Raw genomic sequence first — 19647 nt, 5'->3', positions numbered from 1 at the left:
GATCCGTCCCCTGCCGGCTACCGGCAGCAGTCCAAGGAGAACCATGCGCGCACGGAAGGCCCTGCCGGCCCTCGCTCTGCCCCTTGCCCTGCCCCTCGTTCTCGTGGCGGCCCCCGCCGCCGTCGCCGCCGAGACCACGGTCGTGGTGACCGGCGCGAGGAGCGCCCCCGGCGGCTGGTCGACCGCGACCTGCCCCGCCCACACCCACCTGACCGGCGGCGGCTACACCTTCGCCCCGGCCGCCCCGGGCGACACCGTCCTGGTCAACGCCCCGGTCCCCAGCGACCCCGGCACCTGGTCGGCCCGCGCCGAGCTCGGCGTCGTCACGGCCTACGCGCTCTGCGAGACCGAGGGCTGACGCCTGGGCCCGGGGGACTGACCCCGGGGCCCGCTCAGCGCAGGTGCACCCGGTGCCCGGTCAGGTGGTGCAGCACCTGGTGGTTGGCCTCCCAGCCGTCCGGGAACCTGACCGAGACGCCCAACTGCACCGGCTCGGTGGACGGATGCTCGTCCAGCAGCTCGGCGATCCCGGCCCGGGCCACCACGATGCACGCGTGCCGGTGGCGGGAGGCGAGCACGCAGAGCCGGCCCGTCTCCAGGTGGAAGGCGGTGGCGTCGGGCCGCCCGGAGAGCGGGTGCAGGACGACGGTGACGTCGTACTCCCGGCCCTGCAGCCGGTTGGCGGTGTCCACGGTGACCGCCGGGCCGGCCGCGCCGTCCACCGGGACGCCCGCCTTGAGCAGTGCCGCGCGCACGGCGGCCGCCTGGTCCCGGTGGGCGGTGCCGACCGCGATCCGGTCCGCGGTGAGCGGGGCCTCGCCCTGCTCGGAGTGTGCGGTCAACCCGCGCTCCAGCAGCCGGCGGACGGTGGCCGCGACGGCCGCCACCGCCTGCGGGTCGGTCCGCACGGTGTGCCGGGCGGGCAGCTCCAGCAGCGCCCAGCCGTGCTCGGCCGCCCGGTCGATCGCCGCGTCCAGCGCCGAGCCGTCCGTCCGGACGGCGGCGGTGAGCCGGCGCTCGTCCGGGCCGGTGCCGGAGCGGAACGGCGTGTACGGGTAGAACGCGTCCGAGATCAGCGGCGCCGCGCTGGCCGGCAGCCGCCAGGAGACCGGCAGCCGGTGCGGCTCGATCTGCGGGTTGTGCGCCAGCATGGTGACCACGGCGCTGCTCGACGGGTCGTAGGACAGGCCCGCCCACTGCTCGGTGCCGACCACGGTGAACGGGTCCAGCTGGCCCGGGTCACCGACGAACAGCGCCCGTTCGAACAGCCGGGCCACCGCGAGCAGCGCGTCCGAGCGCATCTGGTACGCCTCGTCGACGATCGCGTGCCGCCACGGCGCCTCGGCCCGCACCCACTGCCACTTGGCGGAGGTGGAGATCACGACGTCGTGCTCGACCAGCTCCGCGACCTTGTCGGAGGGCGTCACGTTGGCGTGCCGCAGCACCTCCGGGCCCGGCCGGGAGTCCGCGGCGTGCAGCCGGCCGATCGTCAACTCCGGTGCCTTCTCGGCCAGTCGACCGACCAGGTCGTCCACCTGGCCGTTGGTCTGGGCGACGATCATCAGCCGCTCGCCGGACTCGACGAGCTCCCGGGCTGCGCGTACCACGAGCGTCGACTTGCCGGCGCCGGGCGGCGAGTCCACCACCACACCGCGCGGGGCGCCGGCCGGCGGGCGGACGGTCGCCGCCAGGATCCGGGCCACCGCGGCGTCGGCCGCCGCGCCCGGGGCCTCCTCGGTGCTCATGTCGCGGCTCACTCCCACTCGTCGAAGGCGGATGCGGACGGGGCGGACTCGGGCGCCGAGCCGGGCGGGCCGCCGTGCGTCCACGGGGTGTCGTCCGGCTCGGGCAGCGGCGCGGACTGGCGGACCGTCAGCTCGAACAGGGTGAACAGGACCGCCTCGCCGGGCTCGGGCACGCTGCCCGGCTCGGGCTCCTTCCGGCGGCCCATCCCGGACAGGATCCGCAGCGTGACGGTGCCCTCGGCCGGGTCGACCGCGACGATCTCGGCCTTTTGTGCGGACGGCCCCGCGCCGGCCTCCGGCCGGGGGGACGCCCACACCCGGTGGGCCTCCCGGCCGAGGTCGGCGTGCGGGCGGTCGGCGGTCCGGAGGGTGACCAGCGGGCGCGGCTTGGGGGAGCGGCCGGTGGTGTCGTACTCCGGCACCACCTCGGTCACCACGCCGGCGAACGCCTCGCCCGCCAGCCGGTGTTCGGCCATCGCCAGCGGGTCGTCCAGCGCCTCCTGGACGTCCAGCCGGGCCTGCTCGCGCTCGCGCTGGGCCAGCTTGCGGGCGGCCGTCACCGCGTCGTCCTGCCGGGGCTGCGGCGGCTCGCCGGCCGCCAGCCGGTCCCGGTGGCCGGTGTACGACCAGCGGTCGCCGGTCCAGCGCTCCGCCAGGTGTCCGGCCGGCGGCAGCGTGCGAAGCAGGTCGATGCCGCGCCAGACGTCGTGCCAGGTGGGCAGCAGGACGGCGGTCAGTTCCTCGCGGAGCCGCTCGACGGCGTCCCGGACGGCCTCCCGGGCGCGCGCGGCGCCCGCGTCGTCCCGCTGGTCGGTGCTGTGCAGCAGGGCGGAGGCGGCGGCGTCGTAGCGGGCGATCGCCGGGCCGAGCACGACCTCGTCGAACCGCGGGTCGGTGGCCGGGCCGGCCGGCGGGTGCAGCAGCTGGCCCCGCTCGTCCCGGGCGGACTCGGCGCGCTCGGCAGCCTCGGCGCCGGTCAGGCCGTCCGGCGGGAAGTGCCAGGCCAGCCGGGCGGCCAGGTGCTGGTCCTCCAGGTGGCTCTGGCCGGTCGCCCAGTGCCGGGCCAGCAGGCCGGTCATCGGGAGCAGCAGGCTGGAGCCGGGCACCTGGGCGCGGTCGGTGAGGTGGGTGAGCCAGCGGCCGAGCAGCGGCACCCGCACCGGCGCCGGGTACGGGCCCGGCTCGTCGTCCTCGACGGTGCGTCGGAACCGGGTGGAGCGGCCGAGCAGCGCGAGGTGGTGCACGCCCGCGCCGTTCGGCACGATCAGCTGCGGCGCGTCGGCGCACAGCTCGTGGAACACCTGGGTCTTCTCGCCGGTCTCCGGATCCTTCTCGGAGCCCTCGATCTGCTCCACCTCGGTGCCGAAGGACTCCAGGTAGGGCAGCAGATCGGCGGCCAGCTCGGCCAGGTAGTCGAAGCGCAGAGTGCGGTTGAGCGGCTGCGGCACCACGTGCAGCCGGGGCGCGTCCCGGTCGGTGCCGAGCAGGACGGCCAGCGGCGCGCCCGCCTCACCGGCGGCGGTCAGCGGGACGACCACCATCGGGCGGTCGGAGAGGTGCCGGTGCCGGACGGTGGCCAGCGGCTCGGCCCGCCCGCTGCGAACGGCCTCCAGCCGGGCGAGGGTGGTGAGGAGGCTCATCGGCCGGACCCGAGGGCCTCGGCGCGCAGGGCGGCGGCGTACGCGAGCCGCTCCGCCGCCTCGTCGGTGCCGCTGCCGGTGGCGGCGGCCAGTGCCTGCGTCACCGTGCGGATGCTGCCCAGTTCGCCGCGCACGCCGCGGCCCAGTTGCTCGACCCGGTCGCCGCAGCGGGCCCGGGCGCGGCAGTGGAAGCCGAGCTCGCAGGTCGAGAGGCAGTCCGGGCTGTACGCGGCGGGCACCGCCTCGACCGATGCGGCCAGCTCCTCGGCGGAGCGGGTCGGCCCGCCGTCCTCGTCCACCGCCAGATCGAAGCCGGCACCCGCCGGCAGCGCGTCCAGCAGCCGGCCGATGCCGGTCATCCGGCTCAGCTGGCGGCGGGTGGTGGCCAGCTCGCGGCGGACGTCGACGGCGACCGCGGTCGGCCGGTTGCTGAAGTCCTTCGGGCAGACCAGCAGCACGCTCAGCCGGGGGCTGCCCGGCAACCGCTGCTCGGTGTACGGGTCCGGCGCGAGTGCCTCGCCGGCGAGCGCGGCGGCGGCGTGCTGGAGCGCCAGCACGTACACGGCGGCCTGCCGGGCGGCGGCGCCGACCTTGGCCGGGTCCGCGCTGCCGTCCAGCACCGGGAAGGACTTGATCTCGACGACCGTGCACCGCCCGCCGTGGACGACGACGGCGTCCGGCTCCAGGTAGGCGGTGCTGCCGGCCACGTCGAGCCGCAGCAGCGGGTGGTCCAGCAGCGTCCAGGCGTCCGGGTCGGCGGCGGCCGCGGCCAGCGCCTCGGCCGTCCGGTCCGCCCGGACGGCGGGGCCGGAACGGCGCAGCAGGTCCGGCACCACCAGCGGGGCGTCGCCGTCCGCCGGGACGCCGAGATGGCGGCGGAGCGGTTCCAGCAGGGCCGCGTAGCCGTCCGCCTTCAGCCGGGACTCGAAGATCACGCCGCGGGCTATCGCGAACGGGGACTGCCCGAACGGCGCCGGGTGGCCCAGCCGGGAGGCCAGCGCGGACTTGTCCACCCCGGCCGCGTCGAGCACGGCGCGGCGGTGACAGCCCGGATTGGCTGCCAGCGCGGCGAGGGACCGGGCGTTCAGACTGCGCTGCGGCGCCGGACCGCGCAGCTCGGCGAGCCGCTGGGCGAGCGGCTCGGAGTGCGCGCGGGACGGGGCGTTCGTCGAGACGTTCATGGTGCGGCCCAGTGTCGCATCCGGGTCCGACAATTCGGCGCGGCCCGACGCGTTCCGGACCGTTCCGGAGCTTTCTCGGCCCGTACCCTTCCCGCTGCTGCTCCCACCCCGCGTCCGCTCCTTCTCCTGCCCCGCATCGTGCCCGTCGTGCGGGTGAGAGATCATGGGACCCGGTGCTCAAGGGTGAGACCGACCGTTGCCGCCGCCCCCTGCGAGGAGCCCCCATGCCCGCCCGAATCGTGCTGGTCCGCCACGGCGAGACCGAGTGGTCCGCCACCGGCCGCCACACCGGCCGCACCGACATCCCGCTCACCGAGGAGGGCCGCGCGATGGCCAGGGCGCTCGGTGCCCGGCTGGCCAAGGCTCCCTGGAACGGGCTGCCCGACGCGCTCGTCTACACCAGCCCGCTCGACCGCGCCGAGGAGACCTGCGCCCTGGCCGGCTTCGGTGACCGCGCGGTGGAGCGCCCGGAACTCATGGAGTGGGACTACGGCCGGTACGAGGGCCGGACCGGCACGGACATCCGGGCCACCGACCACCCCGGCTGGCTCATCTGGCGCGACGGCGTGCCCGGCGGCGAGAAGCTCTCCGAGGTGGCCGCCCGGGTGGACGCCTTCCTCGCCGACCTCAACGACGAGCACGGCGTGCCGGACCCGGACACCACCGTCATGCACTGCGCCGACCGGGACGTGATCCTCTTCGCGCACGGGCACCTGCTCCGCATCCTGACCGCCCGCTGGCTCGGCCTGCCGCCCGAGTTCGCGCAGCGGTTCAAGCTCGGCACGGCGGCGCTGTGCGTCCTCTCGTGGGAGTACGGCGCGCCCGCGGTGGAGGTCTGGAACGACCTCGGCCACCTGGAGGGCCTGACCGCCGGTCACTGACGCGCGGTCACATCGCCTGAGCCGACCCGGCCCGACCCGGTCAGGCCATGCCCGGCCGGCTCAGGCGGCGGTGGCGAGGTCGTACGCGGTCAGGAAGCCGCCGACCTCGGGCACCGTGGCGTGCGGGCGCAGCCGTTCGGCCGTGTCCGCCAGCATGCTCCGGATCCGGGCGGAGCGGACCTCGCCGAACAGTGCCACGGCGGCCGAGCCGTGGTGCGCCGCGCCCGCCAAGTCCCCGCGGCCGAGCCGGTCGTGGGCCAGCTCGGCGGTGTAGAGCACCCGGTTGCGGACGAAGTGCGGCTCCTGGAGCGCCATGGCCAGCATGGCCTGCTCGCCGGCCCGGTCCCAGTCGCCGAGCGCGGACCAGCACTGCGACTGGAGCCCGGCGATCTCGGCCTCGCCGAAGAAGGACATCCACTCCGGGTCGGCCTCGGAGGGGCCGCGCTCGAACAGCGTGTACGCCCGGACGAGCGCCCGTTCGCAGGAGGCGCGGTCCTGGAGCATGGCCCAGCCGCCGGCCTCGCGCATCGCGAGCAGGGCGAGCAGCCGGTCGGAGTCCAGGTACCGGGCGGCTGCCTGCCCGGCCTGGGCGGCGCGCAGCGCCTCGCGCGGCCGGCCGGCGTCGCGGGCGAGGAAGGCGCTGTTGGAGAAGACGTGTGCCTCCAGCGCGGAGTCGCCGGCCATCCGGGCGGTGGCGAGCGCCTCGGCGTAGAGCGAGCGGGCGTCCGCGAGCCGGTTCGAGTCGTGCGCCAACCAGCCGACGGAGATGGCGAGTTCACCGGCCCCGGCCTGGAGCCGACGCTCCGTCTCGGCGTTGTACTCGCCCTCGTTGAGCAGCGCGTACGCGTTTCTCAGCGACTGCCCGGCCAGCTCGAACAGCGCGTCGCCGCCGTGCGCGTCGTCGGCCAGCCGGATGTCCCGGATGGCTTGCTCGACGCCCAGCACCTCGGCGGCGCCGACCCTTCGCAGCGGCGGAACCGGGCCGGGTCGGCCGGGTACGAAGGCGGCGACCGGGCCGAACAGGCCCGGGGCGGTGGCCGAGCCCGAGCCCGAGCCCGAGCCCGAGCCCGGGCCGGAACCGGTGGCGGCTCCGGCGGGCCGGTCGATGCCGATCACGGTGGCCAGGGCGGCGGAGCCGCCGGCCAGGAACGTACGGCGACGCACGTCGTCGTTCTCCTCGTCGAGATGGTGCGATCCGGCGCGCCCCCGGTGCACCGCCACGGCGCCCGGCCGCGGAGAGCCGTCCGGTGCGGGCGGATCCGCGTACGGCGAGGCGGCGTACGGGAGTTGGGTGGAGAGTGGCGGGCGCGGGGCGGGCAGGGTCGGGAACGTCTGGTGGAGCGGAGGTGCCCCGGTGCTCCCGTCGCCGTCCGCCGGGCGGCGGCGCACGGCGGTCCTGGGGGAGAAACCGAGGTCGGTGAGCGAACGGCCCGGCCACATGTGCCGGAACACCCGCTCGTAGGCGTAGTTGGGGCAGCGGATCTCGCCGGACTCCACCCGCCCGACGTAGCGGGCGTCGCAGGACACGTGCTCCCCGATCTCGCGAGCGGCCCGGCGCACGGCGGTGGCGAACTCGCCTGGTGAGCGGTCGCCGCGCAGTGCGCGCATCACGGTGTTGGGTGACGGGCGGGTCGGCTCGGCCGGCGGGGTGGCTGCCATGGTGCGCTCCGTGGTGGTACGGGTGTGGTGTCCGGGGCGGTCCGAATGGATCACCGCGGCCCGCCACCGACAGTACCCGGAGTCACCGACCGGACACACTGGGTTCGTGGTCGATGTGGTGTCAATTCAGGGCAAAACGGGCGGTGTTGCAGAGATCTGCCATGAAATGCCATGCCTTGCTGTAATGCGCCCCGTGGCCTGAGGCGCGGATGCCGCGTTGTCCTGGTACGTGGAAGCCCAGGCCGCGCCCCGGCCTGCCGCCCGCCCCGGCGGCCCCGGTCTCCCGGGACAACCCCGGGGAGTCCCGGGACCTCTCGGGACCTCTCGGGACGCCCCGGGCGGCCTCGGCTTCGAAACGACGAGGTGACAGGAGGGCCAGGATGGCCACCGGACTCCCGCAGTACCGACCGGTCGTCGGAGGCGTGCTCGCCGGAGCCGTCCCGGCTCTGATCCCCGACCTCGCCGACGACCGGATCCCCGGCCGCGGTCCGGTCGAGGGCGGCCGCGCCTCCTGCGGCGGCCGGGGCCTCGGCCGCCGCCCCGGCCCCGACGAGGGCACCGTGCTCACCGCCTACGACACCGTGACGGTCGCCCTGCGCCACGGCCTGGAAGCGGTCGACATCCTGCGGCTGCGTCGCGCCTGCGGCGCCGTGCTGCAGAGCCCCAACGGCAGCACCCTCTCCTTCTTCGTCCCGGCCGGCACCAGTGATACCTGGCACCTGCCGGGCAGTTCCTGTACGGCCGGTGCCCTGCTGCTGCCCGCGACCGACCCGCGCTGGGTGATGCCCCCCACCGGCGCCGACCGCACCGCCCGCCCCACCGACGCGTGGGTCCTCCGCTCCGCCCTCTGCGAGGCCGCCTGCACCCTGACCGCAGGCGGCCTCGGCCCGTTCTAGCGGGCGTGCCGCGCGGATCCCGCCTGTCGCCGCCTGTCGCCGCCCGTCACTCCGGCCGGATCCACCCGGCACGCCCGCGGACGTCCCCGGGTCTGCGCCGATAATGGCTGCCATGGGACGAAGCAACAGAGCCGATCGAGGCACCGGCCGCGGCAGGACGGCGGCACAGCCGCAACCCGCGGCCACCGGACCGGGCGGCCGTACGCACGCCCAGGGCCCGCTCAGCCGTCCCGTCGGCTCCGGCCTGGCCGAGCTCCGCCCCGACCGCGACCGCCCCGCCGCCTGGTCCCTGCTGATCGACGGCGCCCCGCAGTCCATGGTCGACCTCGCCGACCCCTCCCACCTCGGCTTCGAGTACCAGCGCAGGCTCGGCCACCTGATCGACCTCGCCGCTCCGCCCGGCCGCCCGCTCACCGTCCTGCACCTCGGTGGCGGAGCCCTCACCCTGGCCCGTTACGTCGCGGCCACCCGGCCCCGCTCCCGGCAGCAGGTCGCCGAGATCGACACCGCTCTCACCGAGCTGATCCGTACCGAACTCCCGCTGGAACGCGGCTGGCAGATCAAGGTCCGCGGCGCCGACGCCCGCAGTGTGCTGGAGCGCACCCCCGAGGGCAGCGTCGACCTGGTGATCACCGACGTCTTCTCCGGAGCGCGCACCCCGGCCCACTGCACCACCGTCGAGTTCGCCGCCCTCGCCGCCCGCGCGCTCGCGCCTGGCGGCTGGTACGCGGCCAACATCGCCGACGGCTCCGCCCTCCCGTTCGCCCGCTCGCAGATCGCCACCCTCGGCGCCGTGTTCCCCGAACTCTGCCTCGTCGCCGACCCGGCCGTCCTGCGCGGCAAACGCTTCGGCAACCTCATCCTGGCTGCCGCTCACACCCCTCTCCCCATCGCCGACCTCACCCGCCGCGTCGCCACCGACCCCACGCTCGCCCGTGTCGAACACGGCCGCCCCCTCACCGACTTCGCAGCCGGCGCCGTCCCCGCGACGGACACCACCGCAACCCCGTCGCCGCTGCCACCCCCCACCGCCTTCAGCTGACCGGTCGGCCGAACTCGTCTACGGCCTTGGCACGTTCGTGCGGCGCACCATCCACCCTCCGCCCCATGACCACTGGTGCCCGCGCCGTTCCCGGCCGAGAATGGCCGCCGTCCGTCCGGAATGCGGACCTGGTCGTCGAGCGGAGGAACGCGTCATGCAGATCAGGTCCGCGCGGCCGGCGGAAGCCGAGCTGCTCTCCGGCATCGCGCTGCGGTCCAAGGCCTACTGGGGCTACGCCGACGCGTTCATGGCCGCCTGTCGCGACGAACTGACGCTGGACGCCGCCGCCATGGAGCAGGCGTGGGCGGTGGTGGCCGAGGACGGCGAGCGGGTGGTGGGCTTCGCGACCGTGACCGGCGGGCCGCCGGAGGCGCAGCTGGACATGCTGTTCGTGGAGCCGGACGTCATCGGCCGCGGTGTCGGCCGAGCACTCTTCGCACGTGCCCGTGGCCGCGCGGAGGAGCTGGGTTGTCGCCGTCTCACCATCGACTCCGACCCGAACGCCGAGCCGTTCTACCTCCTCGCGATGGGTGCGGAGCGGATCGGTTTCACGCCGTCCGGCTCTATACCCGGTCGTGAACTCCCCTTGCTGGCACTGGAGCTGCCCCAGGGGAGCTGAGCCCGGTTCAGTGTCCGCTCGGGAGGCCGCGGTGCTTCCACATCGCTGCGCCGGTGAGCAGGAGCCCGGCGGCGATGGGGGCGAGAACGGCGGTGGCCGTGCCGGAACCGTCCGCGCTGGCCGTCACGGTGGCGGTGTCGGCGAGCGCGACGGCCTCCGGTGCCCCGGGTACGCCGGGTGTGGGAGCGGCTGTCGCCTCGCCGCGCCCACCATCGGGCGAGCCGGCGGCGGCCGACGAACCCGCCACCGCCTCCTGGGCCGGGGGAGCAGCGGGCGACTCGGTCTGACGACCGGCAGCTGCGGAGCTCGTGGGGTGCCCCCTGCTACCGGCCCTGCCACTGCTCCTGGCCTGGTCGGGGGCGGTCGGCGGCGCGGTGGGCGCGTCCTCGCGGGAGGCGCGTGCCCCGGTGGGGCCGGTCCGGGCGGGCAGGGTGCCGATCAGGCCGGAGGCGAGCGCGAAGGCGTCGGGCACGGCCGCCCGCTGGCCGGGCAGCGGCAGACCGCCGGCCCGGATCCGGTCCTTGAGGCTTGCACTCACGGGACTCGCGGAGCCTGCGAGCCCGGGACCGGCGAGGTCGCCGACCAGTCCGGGCGCGGCCGGCGGTGCGGGCGTGTGCATGGGGTGCCCGGCTGACTTGCCGTCGTGTCCCGGCACACCGTGCAGGGCGCGACGGACAGTGGCCGAGGGCGGCACCGGCAGCGGGTCGGCGGTCGCCGCGTACGCGCCGGGGGCGCCGATGCCCCAGAGTTGTGCGAGCAGTGCCCCGCCGGCCGCGACAGTGTGGGGGAGCCACCGGCCAGCCTGGTGGCGCGCGCCGGTGACGCCGCGAGGGACGGGTTCCTGGGGCTTCGTCGCGTGATTGGCTCGCACGTGAGTTGAGAACGAGCGGACGGGGCGTGAGGTCACGCCCGTCGTCACGGACAGTCATCGCGCCGGTGGCCCCGGGTCGGCGCCCGCGGGGCCACCGGCCGCCGCGCGGTCAGGAGTTGGGGCGCAGGGTCCAGGTGACCGTCATCACACCGGTTACGGCGCCGTCGGCGCGGGTGATCTCGACGGTGACGGGGAACTCGGGGCGCCCGCCCTCGTCGAGTTCGGCGACGACCTCGGCGGCCGGGCGACCGAGCACGGCGGTGGCGGTGACCTCGCCCATGGCGAGCTTCTTGTAGGCGATCTCGGCGTTGACGGCGAGCGGCACGGCGCGCGAGAGCTGGTCGCCGAAGGCGGCGAGCACGATGCAGCCGCTGGCGGACTCGGCGAGGGTGAACATCGCGCCGGCGTGCGGCCCGCCGACGTGGTTGTGGTATTCGGGCTGGTCGGGCAGCCGGAGCACGGCGCGGTCCGGGGTGGTCTCCAGGTACTCGAGCTTGAGGGTGCGCGCCATCGGCACGGTGGAGTCGAGCAGCTCGCCGATCGAAGGTGTCGTCATGGCGGCTATGTTACTGCTCGGTAGCTTCTGGCGACAGGCCTGCGGCCGGCGGTTTCACCGCCCGACAGGTCCACAGTCGGAAGCCGCCCGGAAGTGCCACCCGCAAATGCCGCCCTTAAGCCGCCGAAGCCGCCCGGCGGAATGGGGATGTGAGGGAACGCGAAAACGCCCGAGGGGCCGACCTCTTGAAGAGATCGGCCCCTCGGGCTCTGGGGTGAGCGACGGGACTCGAACCCGCGGCCACCTGGACCACAACCAGGTGCTCTACCAACTGAGCTACGCCCACCATCTGTACGGCCCGTTCCCGCTCTTCGCGTTCCCGTTCCGACAGGAAGAACTCTACAGGATCCGAGAGGGTGCTCGCGCCAGGGTTTCGTTCGGGCAAGCGCGGGCACCCTCCGCGGGACCCGCGGAGGGTGCCCGGCCGGTCAGTCCGCCTCGGCCTGGTACTTCTCGGCGATGGCGCGCGCGGTGTCGCCGTCCGGGCCGGGCTGCGGGACGAACACCGCCTCGCGGTAGTACCGCAGTTCGTCGATGCTCTCGCGGATGTCGGCGAGCGCCCGGTGGTTGCCGCCCTTCTGCGGGCTGTTGTAGTACGCCTTCGGGTACCAGCGGCGGGCCAGCTCCTTGATCGAGGAGACGTCCACGATCCGGTAGTGCAGATGCCCCTCCAGCGCGGGCATGTCCCGCGCGAGGAAACCCCGGTCGGTGGCCACCGAGTTCCCGCACAGCGGCGTCCGGCCGGGCTCCGGCACGTGCTGGCGCACGTACGCGAGCACCCGCTCCTCGGCCTCGGCCAGCGTCACACCGTGCTCGAGCTCGTCGAGCAGGCCGGAGGCGGTGTGCATCGCGCGCACCACCTCGGGCATGTTCGCCAGCGCCTCGGCGGGCGGGCGGATGATGACGTCGACACCCTCGCCGAGGATGTTCAGCTCGGAGTCGGTCACCAGCGCCGCGACCTCGACCAGGGCGTCCCGGTCGAGGTCGAGGCCGGTCATTTCACAGTCGATCCATACCAAACGGTCATTCACGCCACTCACCCTACGGCGCGATCACGCGCTGCGGGGACCGGTGGAGCCGAGCGGGGCGCCGGGGCGCAGGCCTCGGCGGAGTGCTCGTCCTGGCCGAGGCCGTCCGTGTGGTCGTCCTCCCGGTCCGGGTGGACGGGGTGGCCGTCCCGTGCGGTCCGGTCCTCCCGTGCCGCGCGGGCGCCCTCGGCCACCGCACGTCCGCCCTGTGGACGGGCCTGCGGGACCCTGGCCTGGCGCGCCCGGACCTCGCCGGCGCCGGGCGCGGGCGGTCCGGGCACCCGGCCCGCGGCCGTGCCGTGTCCGCGTGCTGCCCCGCCGGCGCCGCCCGGTTCGTCCGCCGGCCGCTCGACCGCGCTCCGGTGGCCCTGGCCCTGGCCGCGCGCACCCGGCTGCGGGTGGCCGTCCTCGGCCGCCGCGTGCTCGGCGGTGCGCGGCGGGCGGCCCGCTCCGTGGCCCGCCTGCGGCGGTACCAGCGGCGGGCGTGCCGGACCGCGCGCCGCACCGTGCTGGCCGGGGTACGGCTGCTGGGCGGCTTGCTGGTGCGGGTACGCCTGCCCGGCGCGGGCGTGGTACGCCTGCTGGGCCTGCGACCCGGCCGGACCGGGACCGAACGAGCCGGGCTGGCCGTGCGGACCCGCCTGGCCGTGCGCACCGGGCTGGCCGTGTGCCGCCGCCTGGCCGTGCTGGGCGGGCGGCACCGGTCCGCCGGACGCGGCCGGGAACGGGTGCGCCGGCTGCGGGCCGTGCGCCCCGCCGAACACCGCCCCGCCCGCCGCCGTCGCGGCCGCTGCTGCGGCGGCAGCGTGCGGGAGCGCGCCGGACAGCCGGAGGTCGCCGCCGTGTGCCCCGGCCGGGCCGGCCGACGGCGGCCCGGGGCGGCGGGCCCGGTAGCTGGTCCGGTACGCGGCCGGCGAGACCCCGAGCTGGCGGCGGAAGTGCCCGCGCAGCGCCACCGGCGAACGGAACCCGCACCGGCGCGCGACGTCGTCCACCGACAGCTCCGACGTCTCCAGCAGCCGCTGCGCCTGGAGCACCCGCTGGGTGATCAGCCACTGCAGCGGCGCGCTGCCGGTGAGCGTGCGGAACCGCCGGTCGAAGGTGCGCCGGCTCATGTAGGCACGGGCCGCCAGCACCTCGACGTCGAACTGCTGGTTGAGGTTCTCCAGCGCCCAGGTGACGACCTCGGCCAACGGGTCGTTGCCGATCTCCTCCGGTAAAGACTGATCGATGTACTGGGCCTGTCCGCCGCCGCTGCGACGGCTCGGCACCACCAGCCGGCGGGCGAGCGCGTTGGCCGCCTCGGCGCCGTGGTCGCTGCGCACGACGTGCAGGCAGAGGTCGATGCCGGCGGCGGTGCCGGCGGAGGTCAGCACGTCGCCGTCGTCGACGAAGAGCTCGCGCGGATCGACGTGGACCCGCGGGTAGCGCTTGGCCAGGGTCGGCGCGTACATCCAGTGGGTGGTCGCCGGGCGGCCGTCCAGCAGTCCGGCGGCGGCGAGCACGAAGGCGCCGGTGCACAGCCCGATGATCCGCGCGCCCTCGTGGTGGGCCTTGCGCAGCGCGGTGATCGCCTCGACCGGCGGCGGCTGCGAGATCGAGCGCCAGGCCGGTACGACGATCGTGCCGGCCCGGGCCAAAGCCTCCAGGCCGTAGGGGGCGGAGAGGGTCAGGCCACCGGTGGTGGCGAGCGGACCCTCCTCGCCGGCGCAGACCAGCAGGCGGTAGCGCGGCACTCCGGCGTCCTGGCGGTCGACCCCGAAGACGGAGAGCGGGATCGAGCTCTCGAAGATCGGGGCGCCGCCGAAGATGAGCACCGCGACGGTCTCGCGGCGGCGCCGGCCGGACAGCTTGCGGGGTGCGGCGGTCATCACGGGGGTCGCGGAGCCGTTGGCGCCCGGGCCGGCGCCATGCGTGCTGCCGTGCCCGGCGATGTGCGGGCCACCGTGCCCGCCGGTGTGCGCGACTGGACCGTGCCCGGCGGCGACGCCCAGGCCGAGGCCGGCGAGCGGGCCGGTGGAGCCACCGGGGAAGCCGGGGTTGCCGGAAGTGGCGGAGCCGACGGGCAGGCCGGGGGTGCCGGAGTGGACCGGGTGGTCGCCGCCGTAGGTCTGGCCCGGGTTGACGGTGCCTCGGCTGACGGGCGGTCCACTGTTGGGCCAGCCATACGGTCCGCCGTGCTCCGGGGCCACGGTGTAGGAGGGGGCTCCGGGAGCGGCCGCGGGGGCGGAAGGCGCGGTGGGTACTGCGGGGTGGGAGGGGTGCGAAGCGGTGCCGGGGACGCCGACGGTGCGGGCGGTGGCGGCCATCGCGGAGGTGCCAGTGCTTCTCGCGGAACGACCCGCGGTGCCGGCCACCGCCTGGCCGCTGTCAGGACCCGCGTCGCTCCTGCTCACCCTGCTCAAGGCGCTCAAGCCCCCTCGGTGGTGTGGTGTGGGTGGTGCGGCACTGCTAGCCAAGATCGAAATCTATCGGGTGGACCGTTGCCGTTGTGACAAGTTCACCATCCGACGCTATGTCGACATGGCAATTTGGCGTGATGCATTCGATCACGAAGCGTGGCACTCGTCGACCCTTCTGGGAAGAGGGCCGGTGTCACGGTGGCCGGTTGTTGCGGGGCCCGTCCTGAGGCATCCGGCTTCGGGGCGCCCGGTCGGCCGGTCTGGGCTGCGGATATGCCCAAGGGGGAGGGGGCGGTCTGAGATTGACCGAAAATCGGCGGTGCGCGCAAGGGCGCACGAGGTGGGAATGTGCGCCTCCCTGGCTTCATCCGGCCAAGGCCGGGGCGGGTCGGGAGCGTTGCGCCGTACCGGGTTACGGTCCTGCCGTGAACATCCACCGCCGGCTCGAACAGGCCAACGACAACGCCGCCGCCTTCTGGCTCGCCCAGGCCCGCGCGCACGGCTGGCAGTCCCGCACCCGCCCCGGGTTCACGGCCGTCCACTGCGCCCGGACTCCGGATGATTCGCACCGCCTGCTGGTCACCCGTCCGTACGCCGAACCGGGCGCGGTGGAGGAGGAGTTGGCCGATGTCCTGGCCGCCTGGTCGACCGTCCGCTTCACGCTGGAGGACCCGTACGGCGGCCTCGACCTGACCCGCTTCGGCGCCACCCGCATGCCGGTCATGCCGGTGATGACCCGTGAGCCCGGCCCCGTCACGGGCGGGCCGCGTGCTCTCCCCGTCGTCTCCGAAGGGCCGGACCGCAGCCTCCTGACGGTCGATGAGGCGCGGGACGGCGACACCTTCGCCGAGGTCGAGCACGCGATCGTCGACGGCTTCCCGCTGCCCGCACGGCAGCCCTGGACCCGCGGCGGCGCACTCCCGGAACGACTGCTGGACGACCCCGGCTGCCGTGCCTGGCTGGGCCGGATCGACGGCACCACGGCGGGCGCGTGCCTGACCTATGACAACGGTGAGGCCACCGGGCTGTACTGGGTCGCCACCCTGCCCGCCCACCGTGGCCGGGGTGTGGCGCGTGCCGTGGTGGAGACCGCCCTGGCCCAGGCGCGACCCGACCGTCCGGCCACCCTGGTCGCCACCGCCCTCGGCGAACCGCTCTACCGCAAGCTCGGATTCTCCGTGCAGAGGAGCACCTGCTGGTGGACCCGCACCTCGGCGGAGAGCTGACACGGAGAGCTGACACGGAGAGCTGACATCCGGGCCCGGAGGCGCTACTGGGCGGCAGCCACGGGTTCCACCTCCAGCGCCACGGCATGGCGCCCACCGAACCCGGCCGACGCCACAGCTCGCCTGGTCCGCTCGGCCGTTGGACGTCCGACGGAGGCGGGACCGGTGCCGCTCGTGCCCGCGCCCGCGTCGGCCAGGTCCTCAGCGGCTGCAAGCTCGGCGACCGAGCGTTCGGCGACCGAGCGCTCGACGCCCGCAAGCTCGACGACCGCAAGTTCGGCGACCGCAAGGTCGCGGGAGCGGTTTCGGACAGCCGAACCCGCTTCCGGCCCCGGGGCGCCGGCCGTTCCGGCGTTCGCGGGAACAAGCGCGTACGACCCCTCCGGGGCGGCCGCTGTCGAACGCGCGCCGGACCGAGCGCCCACGAGCGCCGTCACGCCCGCCACCCCGCGCGCCGCCGCCGCGCCCGCAGTCGTTGTTGTACGGGCCGGGGCGGCTGCCGTCTTCCGCAGGGCCGGGCTGCCCGCGCGGATGCCCGACCGGGGCGACGGTGCGCTGCGCGCGGCGAGTACCTGCCCGACGGCTTCCGGCAGTCCGGCCGCCTTCAGCGTCGGCCGGTAGCCGGTCTCCGCCCAGGGCCGGCCGTGGTGCAGCCAGACGCTGCGCAGGCCGGCCAACTCGGCCCCGGCGATGTCGGCCGGCGCGTGGTCGCCGATCACCCAGGTGTGTGCGGCCCAGTCCCCGGTCGGCGCTATGCCGCACCGCTGGGCGGCGATCTCGAAGATCAGCGGATCCGGTTTGACGCAGGCGGCCTCCTCGGAGATGACCCAGCCGTCGACGAGCGGGCCGAGCCCGGTCCGGCGGATCTTCTCCAACTGCGCCCCCGTCCCGCCGTTGCTGACGATGCCGAGCGTCCATCCGGCCGCCCGCGCCGCCCGCAGCGCGTCGATGTGGCGGGACGGACAGTGGATGTGCGAGTTGATGCCGTGTCGGTAGTGGGCGAGCAGGTCGTCGGAGGAGATGTCCAACCCGTAGCGGCGCCGGACGGCGGACAGTACGGTGCTGCGCGGCACGTAGCCGCCACCGTCCAGGGTGACGAACCACTCGACGTCGCCGGGCGGCAGGTCGCGTTCGGACAGGAAGTCCTGCGCCCAGGACCGGAATGCGGCGTCCCTGGGGAGCAGCGTGTTGTCGAGGTCTAACAGGAGCAGGGGCATGCCAAGCATGGTGCCAGCGCTCGCGCCTATGCACTTGGCAAATGCCAGAGTGCGTCGCGAACCCGTACCAATTGGCTGAAACGGGTGGCAGCGCCCGGTATGCCCGTGAGGCGGGACAAGGTGGATGGGGCTGGCGATACGTGACAGGTCGCGACGGGCCGCAACGGATCGTAGCCGATCAATGACAGTCCGGTCACGGTGTCCCGGGGGCCTGTTGCGCCGCCCGGTCCGCTCAGTCAAGCTCCAGAGAACCTCTTTTCCGGAGGGGGCGCGACGGCCTGCGGGGAGGGCGCACTGCCTCGGCGGGCGCATCCTTCTTTTGCGGGAACAACGGCGCCCCGGGGCTTCGCCGCTGGGCTGGGCCTCATCCCCGTCGTACCCTGAAAGGAACAGGTCACATACGGTGCTGGGCGGCGCAGACCGACGTCATCCCGTGGACGGGCCTGCTCCCCGGGCAGCGTTGTCCCGTCTTGTCGGCCCCTCTCCCGCGAAGAGCCGTGAGCCATGGCTGGTTTTGAGTACTCCCGACCGGTTGAACCGGACGCGCCCCGCAGCTCGGGTCCCGCGGCGGGAGGTGACGCGGCCCCGCACGGCGGCGCCCACGGCCAGGGTGACGCCGGCCGTTCGGGCGTCGGCAGCGGTGGCCCCGAACACGCCGCAGAGGTCGGCGAACCCGTGCACGGCGGCGCCCAGGGCTTCGCGCGCACACTTCGTAACATCGCCCGCCGTGGCCGCCCCGGCGGTCCCCGTCAGCGCCGCGGCGAGCCCGCGGCCGACCGCACGGAGCCCCCGGTGACGGGCCGCCTGGGCCCGGGCGCCGACCGCCCGGGGGCGTCCGGCCTTCCCGGCGCGCACACCGAGCCGACTGTCCGGGACGAGCTGTGCCACCCCTGCGACCCCGTCTTCCAGCACGGCGTGGTCGTCGGCTTCGACGGCTCGCTGTCGAGCGAGCGCGCTCTCGCCTACGCCGTGGGCATGGCCCGCCGCTCGCAGTGCGGCCTTGTGATCGTGCACGTCGCCAACCGGTTGCCCGCCACGGTCTGGGCGGGCTGTGAGCCTCCCGTCTTCGTCGATCTCCCCGACCACCGGACCGAGGTCCTCGGCCTGGAGCTCGCCTGCGCCGACTTCCTCGCCGGAGTGCCATGGATCCTGGTCGAGCGAGGTGGCGACATCTGCCACGAGATCGAGGAGGTCGGCCGCGAGTACGCCGCCGACGCCATCGTTGTGGGTACGACGCACGGCCTGCTCGGCAAGATCTTCGGCTCGGTCTCCGGGCGGCTGGCGCGCCGGGCCAACCGTCCAGTGATCGTCATTCCCTGAATCCGATACGGATCTGATTCTGGATCCGATCGTGGATCGGATCGTGGATCTGATTCTGCGTGTGCATCTGAGTCCGGGTCTGAACCCGGTTCCACTGGCTCCGAGTTCACTGTCGCCCATCCCAACCATCCCTGCGGGGGTGGGCGTTACCCCCGCAGGGCGTGGCTCAGGACGTGACGCCCAACTCCCGGGCGATGAGCATGCGCTGGACCTCGGACGTGCCCTCCCCGATCTCGAGAATCTTGCAGTCGCGCCAGAAGCGTGCGACCGGGAACTCGTTCATGAAGCCGTACCCGCCGTGGATCTGGGTCGCCTCGCGCGCGTTGTCGACGGCGGCCTCCGACGAGTACAGCTTCGCGATCGCGGCCTCCTTCTTGAAGGGTTCACCGTGCAGCAGCCGGGAGGCGGCGTCCCGCCAGGCCAGGCGGGAGGTGTGGGCGCGCATCTCCATGTCGGCGAGCTTGAACTGGATGGCCTGGTTGGCACCGATCGGCCGGCCGAAGGCCCGGCGCGTGGCGGCGTACGCGACGGACTCGTCGACGCACCCCTGGGCCAGGCCGGTGGCCAGGGCTGCGATCGCGATGCGGCCCTCGTCGAGGATCCGCAGGAACTGGGCGTAGCCTCGGCCACGCTCGCCCAGCAGGTTGGCCGCGGGAACGCGGCAGTCGGTAAAGGACAGTTCGCGGGTGTCGGATGCGTTCCACCCGACCTTCGAGTACTTCTTCGACACCTGGAACCCCGGTGTCCCGGTGGGCACGATGATGGAAGAGATTTCACGCGTTGGCGAGCTGAATTCGCCCTCTTCACTCGAACGAGCGATCGGTTCCGTGAGGGCGGTGACGGTGACCAGACCCGTGATGTCGGTGCCGGAGTTGGTGATGAAGCACTTCGTCCCGTTGATGACCCACTCGTCGGTGGCCTCGTCGTAACGGGCCGTCGTGCGGGTCGCGCCGGCGTCCGAGCCGCCCTCGGGCTCGGTCAGGCCGAACGCGCCGAGGAGCTCGCCGGAGGTGAGCCGGGGCAGCCACTCGCGCTTCTGCTCCTCCGTCCCGAACCGGTAGATCGGCATCGCGCCGAGCGAGACCGCGGCCTCCAGGGTGATCGCCACCGAGGAGTCGACCCGGGCGAGCTCCTCCAGGGCGAGGCCGAGCGCGAAGTAGTCGCCGCCCATGCCGCCGTACTCCTCGGGGAAGGGCAGACCGAACAGGCCCATCCGCCCCATCTCACGGACGATCTCGTACGGGAACTCCTCCCGCTCGTAGAACTCGCCGATCTTCGGCGCCACCACGTCCTGGGCGAACTCGGCGACGGTGCGCCGCAGTTCCTCGTACTCGCTGTTCAGCCGGTGATCGAACACGGTGATC

General features: G+C 74.5%; 16 protein-coding genes, 1 tRNA gene and 1 pseudogene. 7 read left to right on the top strand and 11 right to left on the bottom strand.

What is annotated here, in order from left to right; genetic code table 11:
- Nucleotides 1–43 precede the first annotated feature (43 nt).
- Nucleotides 44–358 carry a hypothetical protein gene (locus F7Q99_RS08620; RefSeq protein WP_153460750.1) on the top strand — a complete coding sequence of 105 codons (315 nt, stop codon included), beginning with the start codon at nt 44–46 and terminating at the stop codon, nt 356–358.
- 34 nt (nt 359–392) lie between these two features.
- On the opposite strand, the gene F7Q99_RS08615 is transcribed toward F7Q99_RS08620, so the two are convergent.
- From F7Q99_RS08615 to F7Q99_RS08605, 3 genes are read right to left on the bottom strand one after another with little or no spacing between them, the layout of a single operon-like run.
- Nucleotides 393–1745 carry an AAA family ATPase gene (locus tag F7Q99_RS08615; RefSeq protein ID WP_153460749.1) on the bottom strand — a complete coding sequence of 451 codons (1353 nt, stop codon included), beginning with the start codon at nt 1743–1745 and terminating at the stop codon, nt 393–395.
- An 8-nt stretch (nt 1746–1753) separates the two neighbouring features.
- The gene (locus F7Q99_RS08610) at nt 1754–3385 is read right to left on the bottom strand and encodes an ATP synthase subunit B family protein (RefSeq protein WP_153460748.1); all 1632 of its coding nucleotides are present in this window, start codon (nt 3383–3385) and stop codon (nt 1754–1756) included.
- The gene (locus F7Q99_RS08605) at nt 3382–4566 is read right to left on the bottom strand and encodes a hypothetical protein (RefSeq protein WP_153460747.1); all 1185 of its coding nucleotides are present in this window, start codon (nt 4564–4566) and stop codon (nt 3382–3384) included. Before F7Q99_RS08605 ends, F7Q99_RS08610 begins: the two co-directional genes overlap by 4 nt.
- Nucleotides 4567–4790: 224 nt before the next feature.
- Between F7Q99_RS08605 and F7Q99_RS08600 the strand changes: the two genes are divergently transcribed.
- Entirely contained in the window at nt 4791–5447 is a 657-nt protein-coding gene (locus F7Q99_RS08600; RefSeq protein ID WP_153460746.1) for a histidine phosphatase family protein, read from the top strand.
- 60 nt (nt 5448–5507) lie between these two features.
- Here F7Q99_RS08600 and F7Q99_RS08595 read toward each other — a convergent pair whose 3' ends face one another.
- Entirely contained in the window at nt 5508–7106 is a 1599-nt protein-coding gene (locus F7Q99_RS08595; RefSeq protein WP_153460745.1) for a tetratricopeptide repeat protein, read from the bottom strand.
- 380 nt (nt 7107–7486) lie between these two features.
- Between F7Q99_RS08595 and F7Q99_RS40965 the strand changes: the two genes are divergently transcribed.
- The 3 genes from F7Q99_RS40965 to F7Q99_RS08580 all read left to right on the top strand — a co-directional run bounded on the left by F7Q99_RS40965 (nt 7487) and on the right by F7Q99_RS08580 (nt 9663).
- Nucleotides 7487–8002: a hypothetical protein gene (locus F7Q99_RS40965; protein WP_230210177.1), complete on the top strand. Its 516-nt coding sequence runs from the start codon at nt 7487–7489 to the stop codon at nt 8000–8002.
- Nucleotides 8003–8114: 112 nt separating this feature from the next.
- Entirely contained in the window at nt 8115–9044 is a 930-nt protein-coding gene (locus F7Q99_RS08585; RefSeq protein WP_195911019.1) for a spermidine synthase, read from the top strand.
- A 154-nt stretch (nt 9045–9198) separates the two neighbouring features.
- Nucleotides 9199–9663, top strand: coding sequence for a GNAT family N-acetyltransferase (locus F7Q99_RS08580; RefSeq protein WP_153460743.1), 465 nt, complete (start codon nt 9199–9201; stop codon nt 9661–9663).
- Nucleotides 9664–9670: 7 nt separating this feature from the next.
- Here F7Q99_RS08580 and F7Q99_RS08575 read toward each other — a convergent pair whose 3' ends face one another.
- The 5 genes and pseudogenes from F7Q99_RS08575 to F7Q99_RS43085 all read right to left on the bottom strand — a co-directional run.
- Nucleotides 9671–10534: a hypothetical protein gene (locus tag F7Q99_RS08575; RefSeq protein WP_153460742.1), complete on the bottom strand. Its 864-nt coding sequence runs from the start codon at nt 10532–10534 to the stop codon at nt 9671–9673.
- 109 nt (nt 10535–10643) lie between these two features.
- Nucleotides 10644–11090, bottom strand: coding sequence for a DUF4442 domain-containing protein (locus tag F7Q99_RS08570; protein ID WP_153460741.1), 447 nt, complete (start codon nt 11088–11090; stop codon nt 10644–10646).
- 210 nt (nt 11091–11300) lie between these two features.
- Nucleotides 11301–11376 (bottom strand) — tRNA-His (locus F7Q99_RS08565).
- 142 nt (nt 11377–11518) lie between these two features.
- Nucleotides 11519–12121 (bottom strand): oligoribonuclease, encoded by a 603-nt coding sequence (gene orn, locus F7Q99_RS08560; RefSeq protein ID WP_326846436.1) that lies wholly within the window; start codon nt 12119–12121, stop codon nt 11519–11521.
- An 872-nt stretch (nt 12122–12993) separates the two neighbouring features.
- Nucleotides 12994–13989 (bottom strand): annotated as a pseudogene (locus F7Q99_RS43085) (helix-turn-helix domain-containing protein); the annotation flags it as partial.
- Between the two features lie 956 nt (nt 13990–14945).
- Between F7Q99_RS43085 and F7Q99_RS43080 the strand changes: the two are divergent.
- Nucleotides 14946–15746 (top strand): GNAT family N-acetyltransferase, encoded by an 801-nt coding sequence (locus F7Q99_RS43080; RefSeq protein ID WP_153460739.1) that lies wholly within the window; start codon nt 14946–14948, stop codon nt 15744–15746.
- 44 nt (nt 15747–15790) lie between these two features.
- On the opposite strand, the gene F7Q99_RS08545 is transcribed toward F7Q99_RS43080, so the two are convergent.
- Complete coding sequence (locus F7Q99_RS08545; RefSeq protein ID WP_195911018.1) at nt 15791–16963, bottom strand: HAD family hydrolase; 1173 nt, start codon at nt 16961–16963, stop codon at nt 15791–15793.
- Nucleotides 16964–17755: 792 nt separating this feature from the next.
- Between F7Q99_RS08545 and F7Q99_RS08540 the strand changes: the two genes are divergently transcribed.
- Entirely contained in the window at nt 17756–18283 is a 528-nt protein-coding gene (locus F7Q99_RS08540) for a universal stress protein (protein WP_407697756.1), read from the top strand.
- A 166-nt stretch (nt 18284–18449) separates the two neighbouring features.
- On the opposite strand, the gene F7Q99_RS08535 is transcribed toward F7Q99_RS08540, so the two are convergent.
- Nucleotides 18450–19640 carry an acyl-CoA dehydrogenase family protein gene (locus tag F7Q99_RS08535; RefSeq protein WP_326846435.1) on the bottom strand — a complete coding sequence of 397 codons (1191 nt, stop codon included), beginning with the start codon at nt 19638–19640 and terminating at the stop codon, nt 18450–18452.
- Between the last annotated feature and the right edge of the window lie 7 nt (nt 19641–19647).

The sequence above is a fragment of the Streptomyces kaniharaensis genome, assembly GCF_009569385.1.
Taxonomy (GTDB): Bacteria; Actinomycetota; Actinomycetes; order Streptomycetales; family Streptomycetaceae; genus Kitasatospora; species Kitasatospora kaniharaensis.
This window is presented reverse-complemented; position numbering and strand designations above follow the sequence as displayed.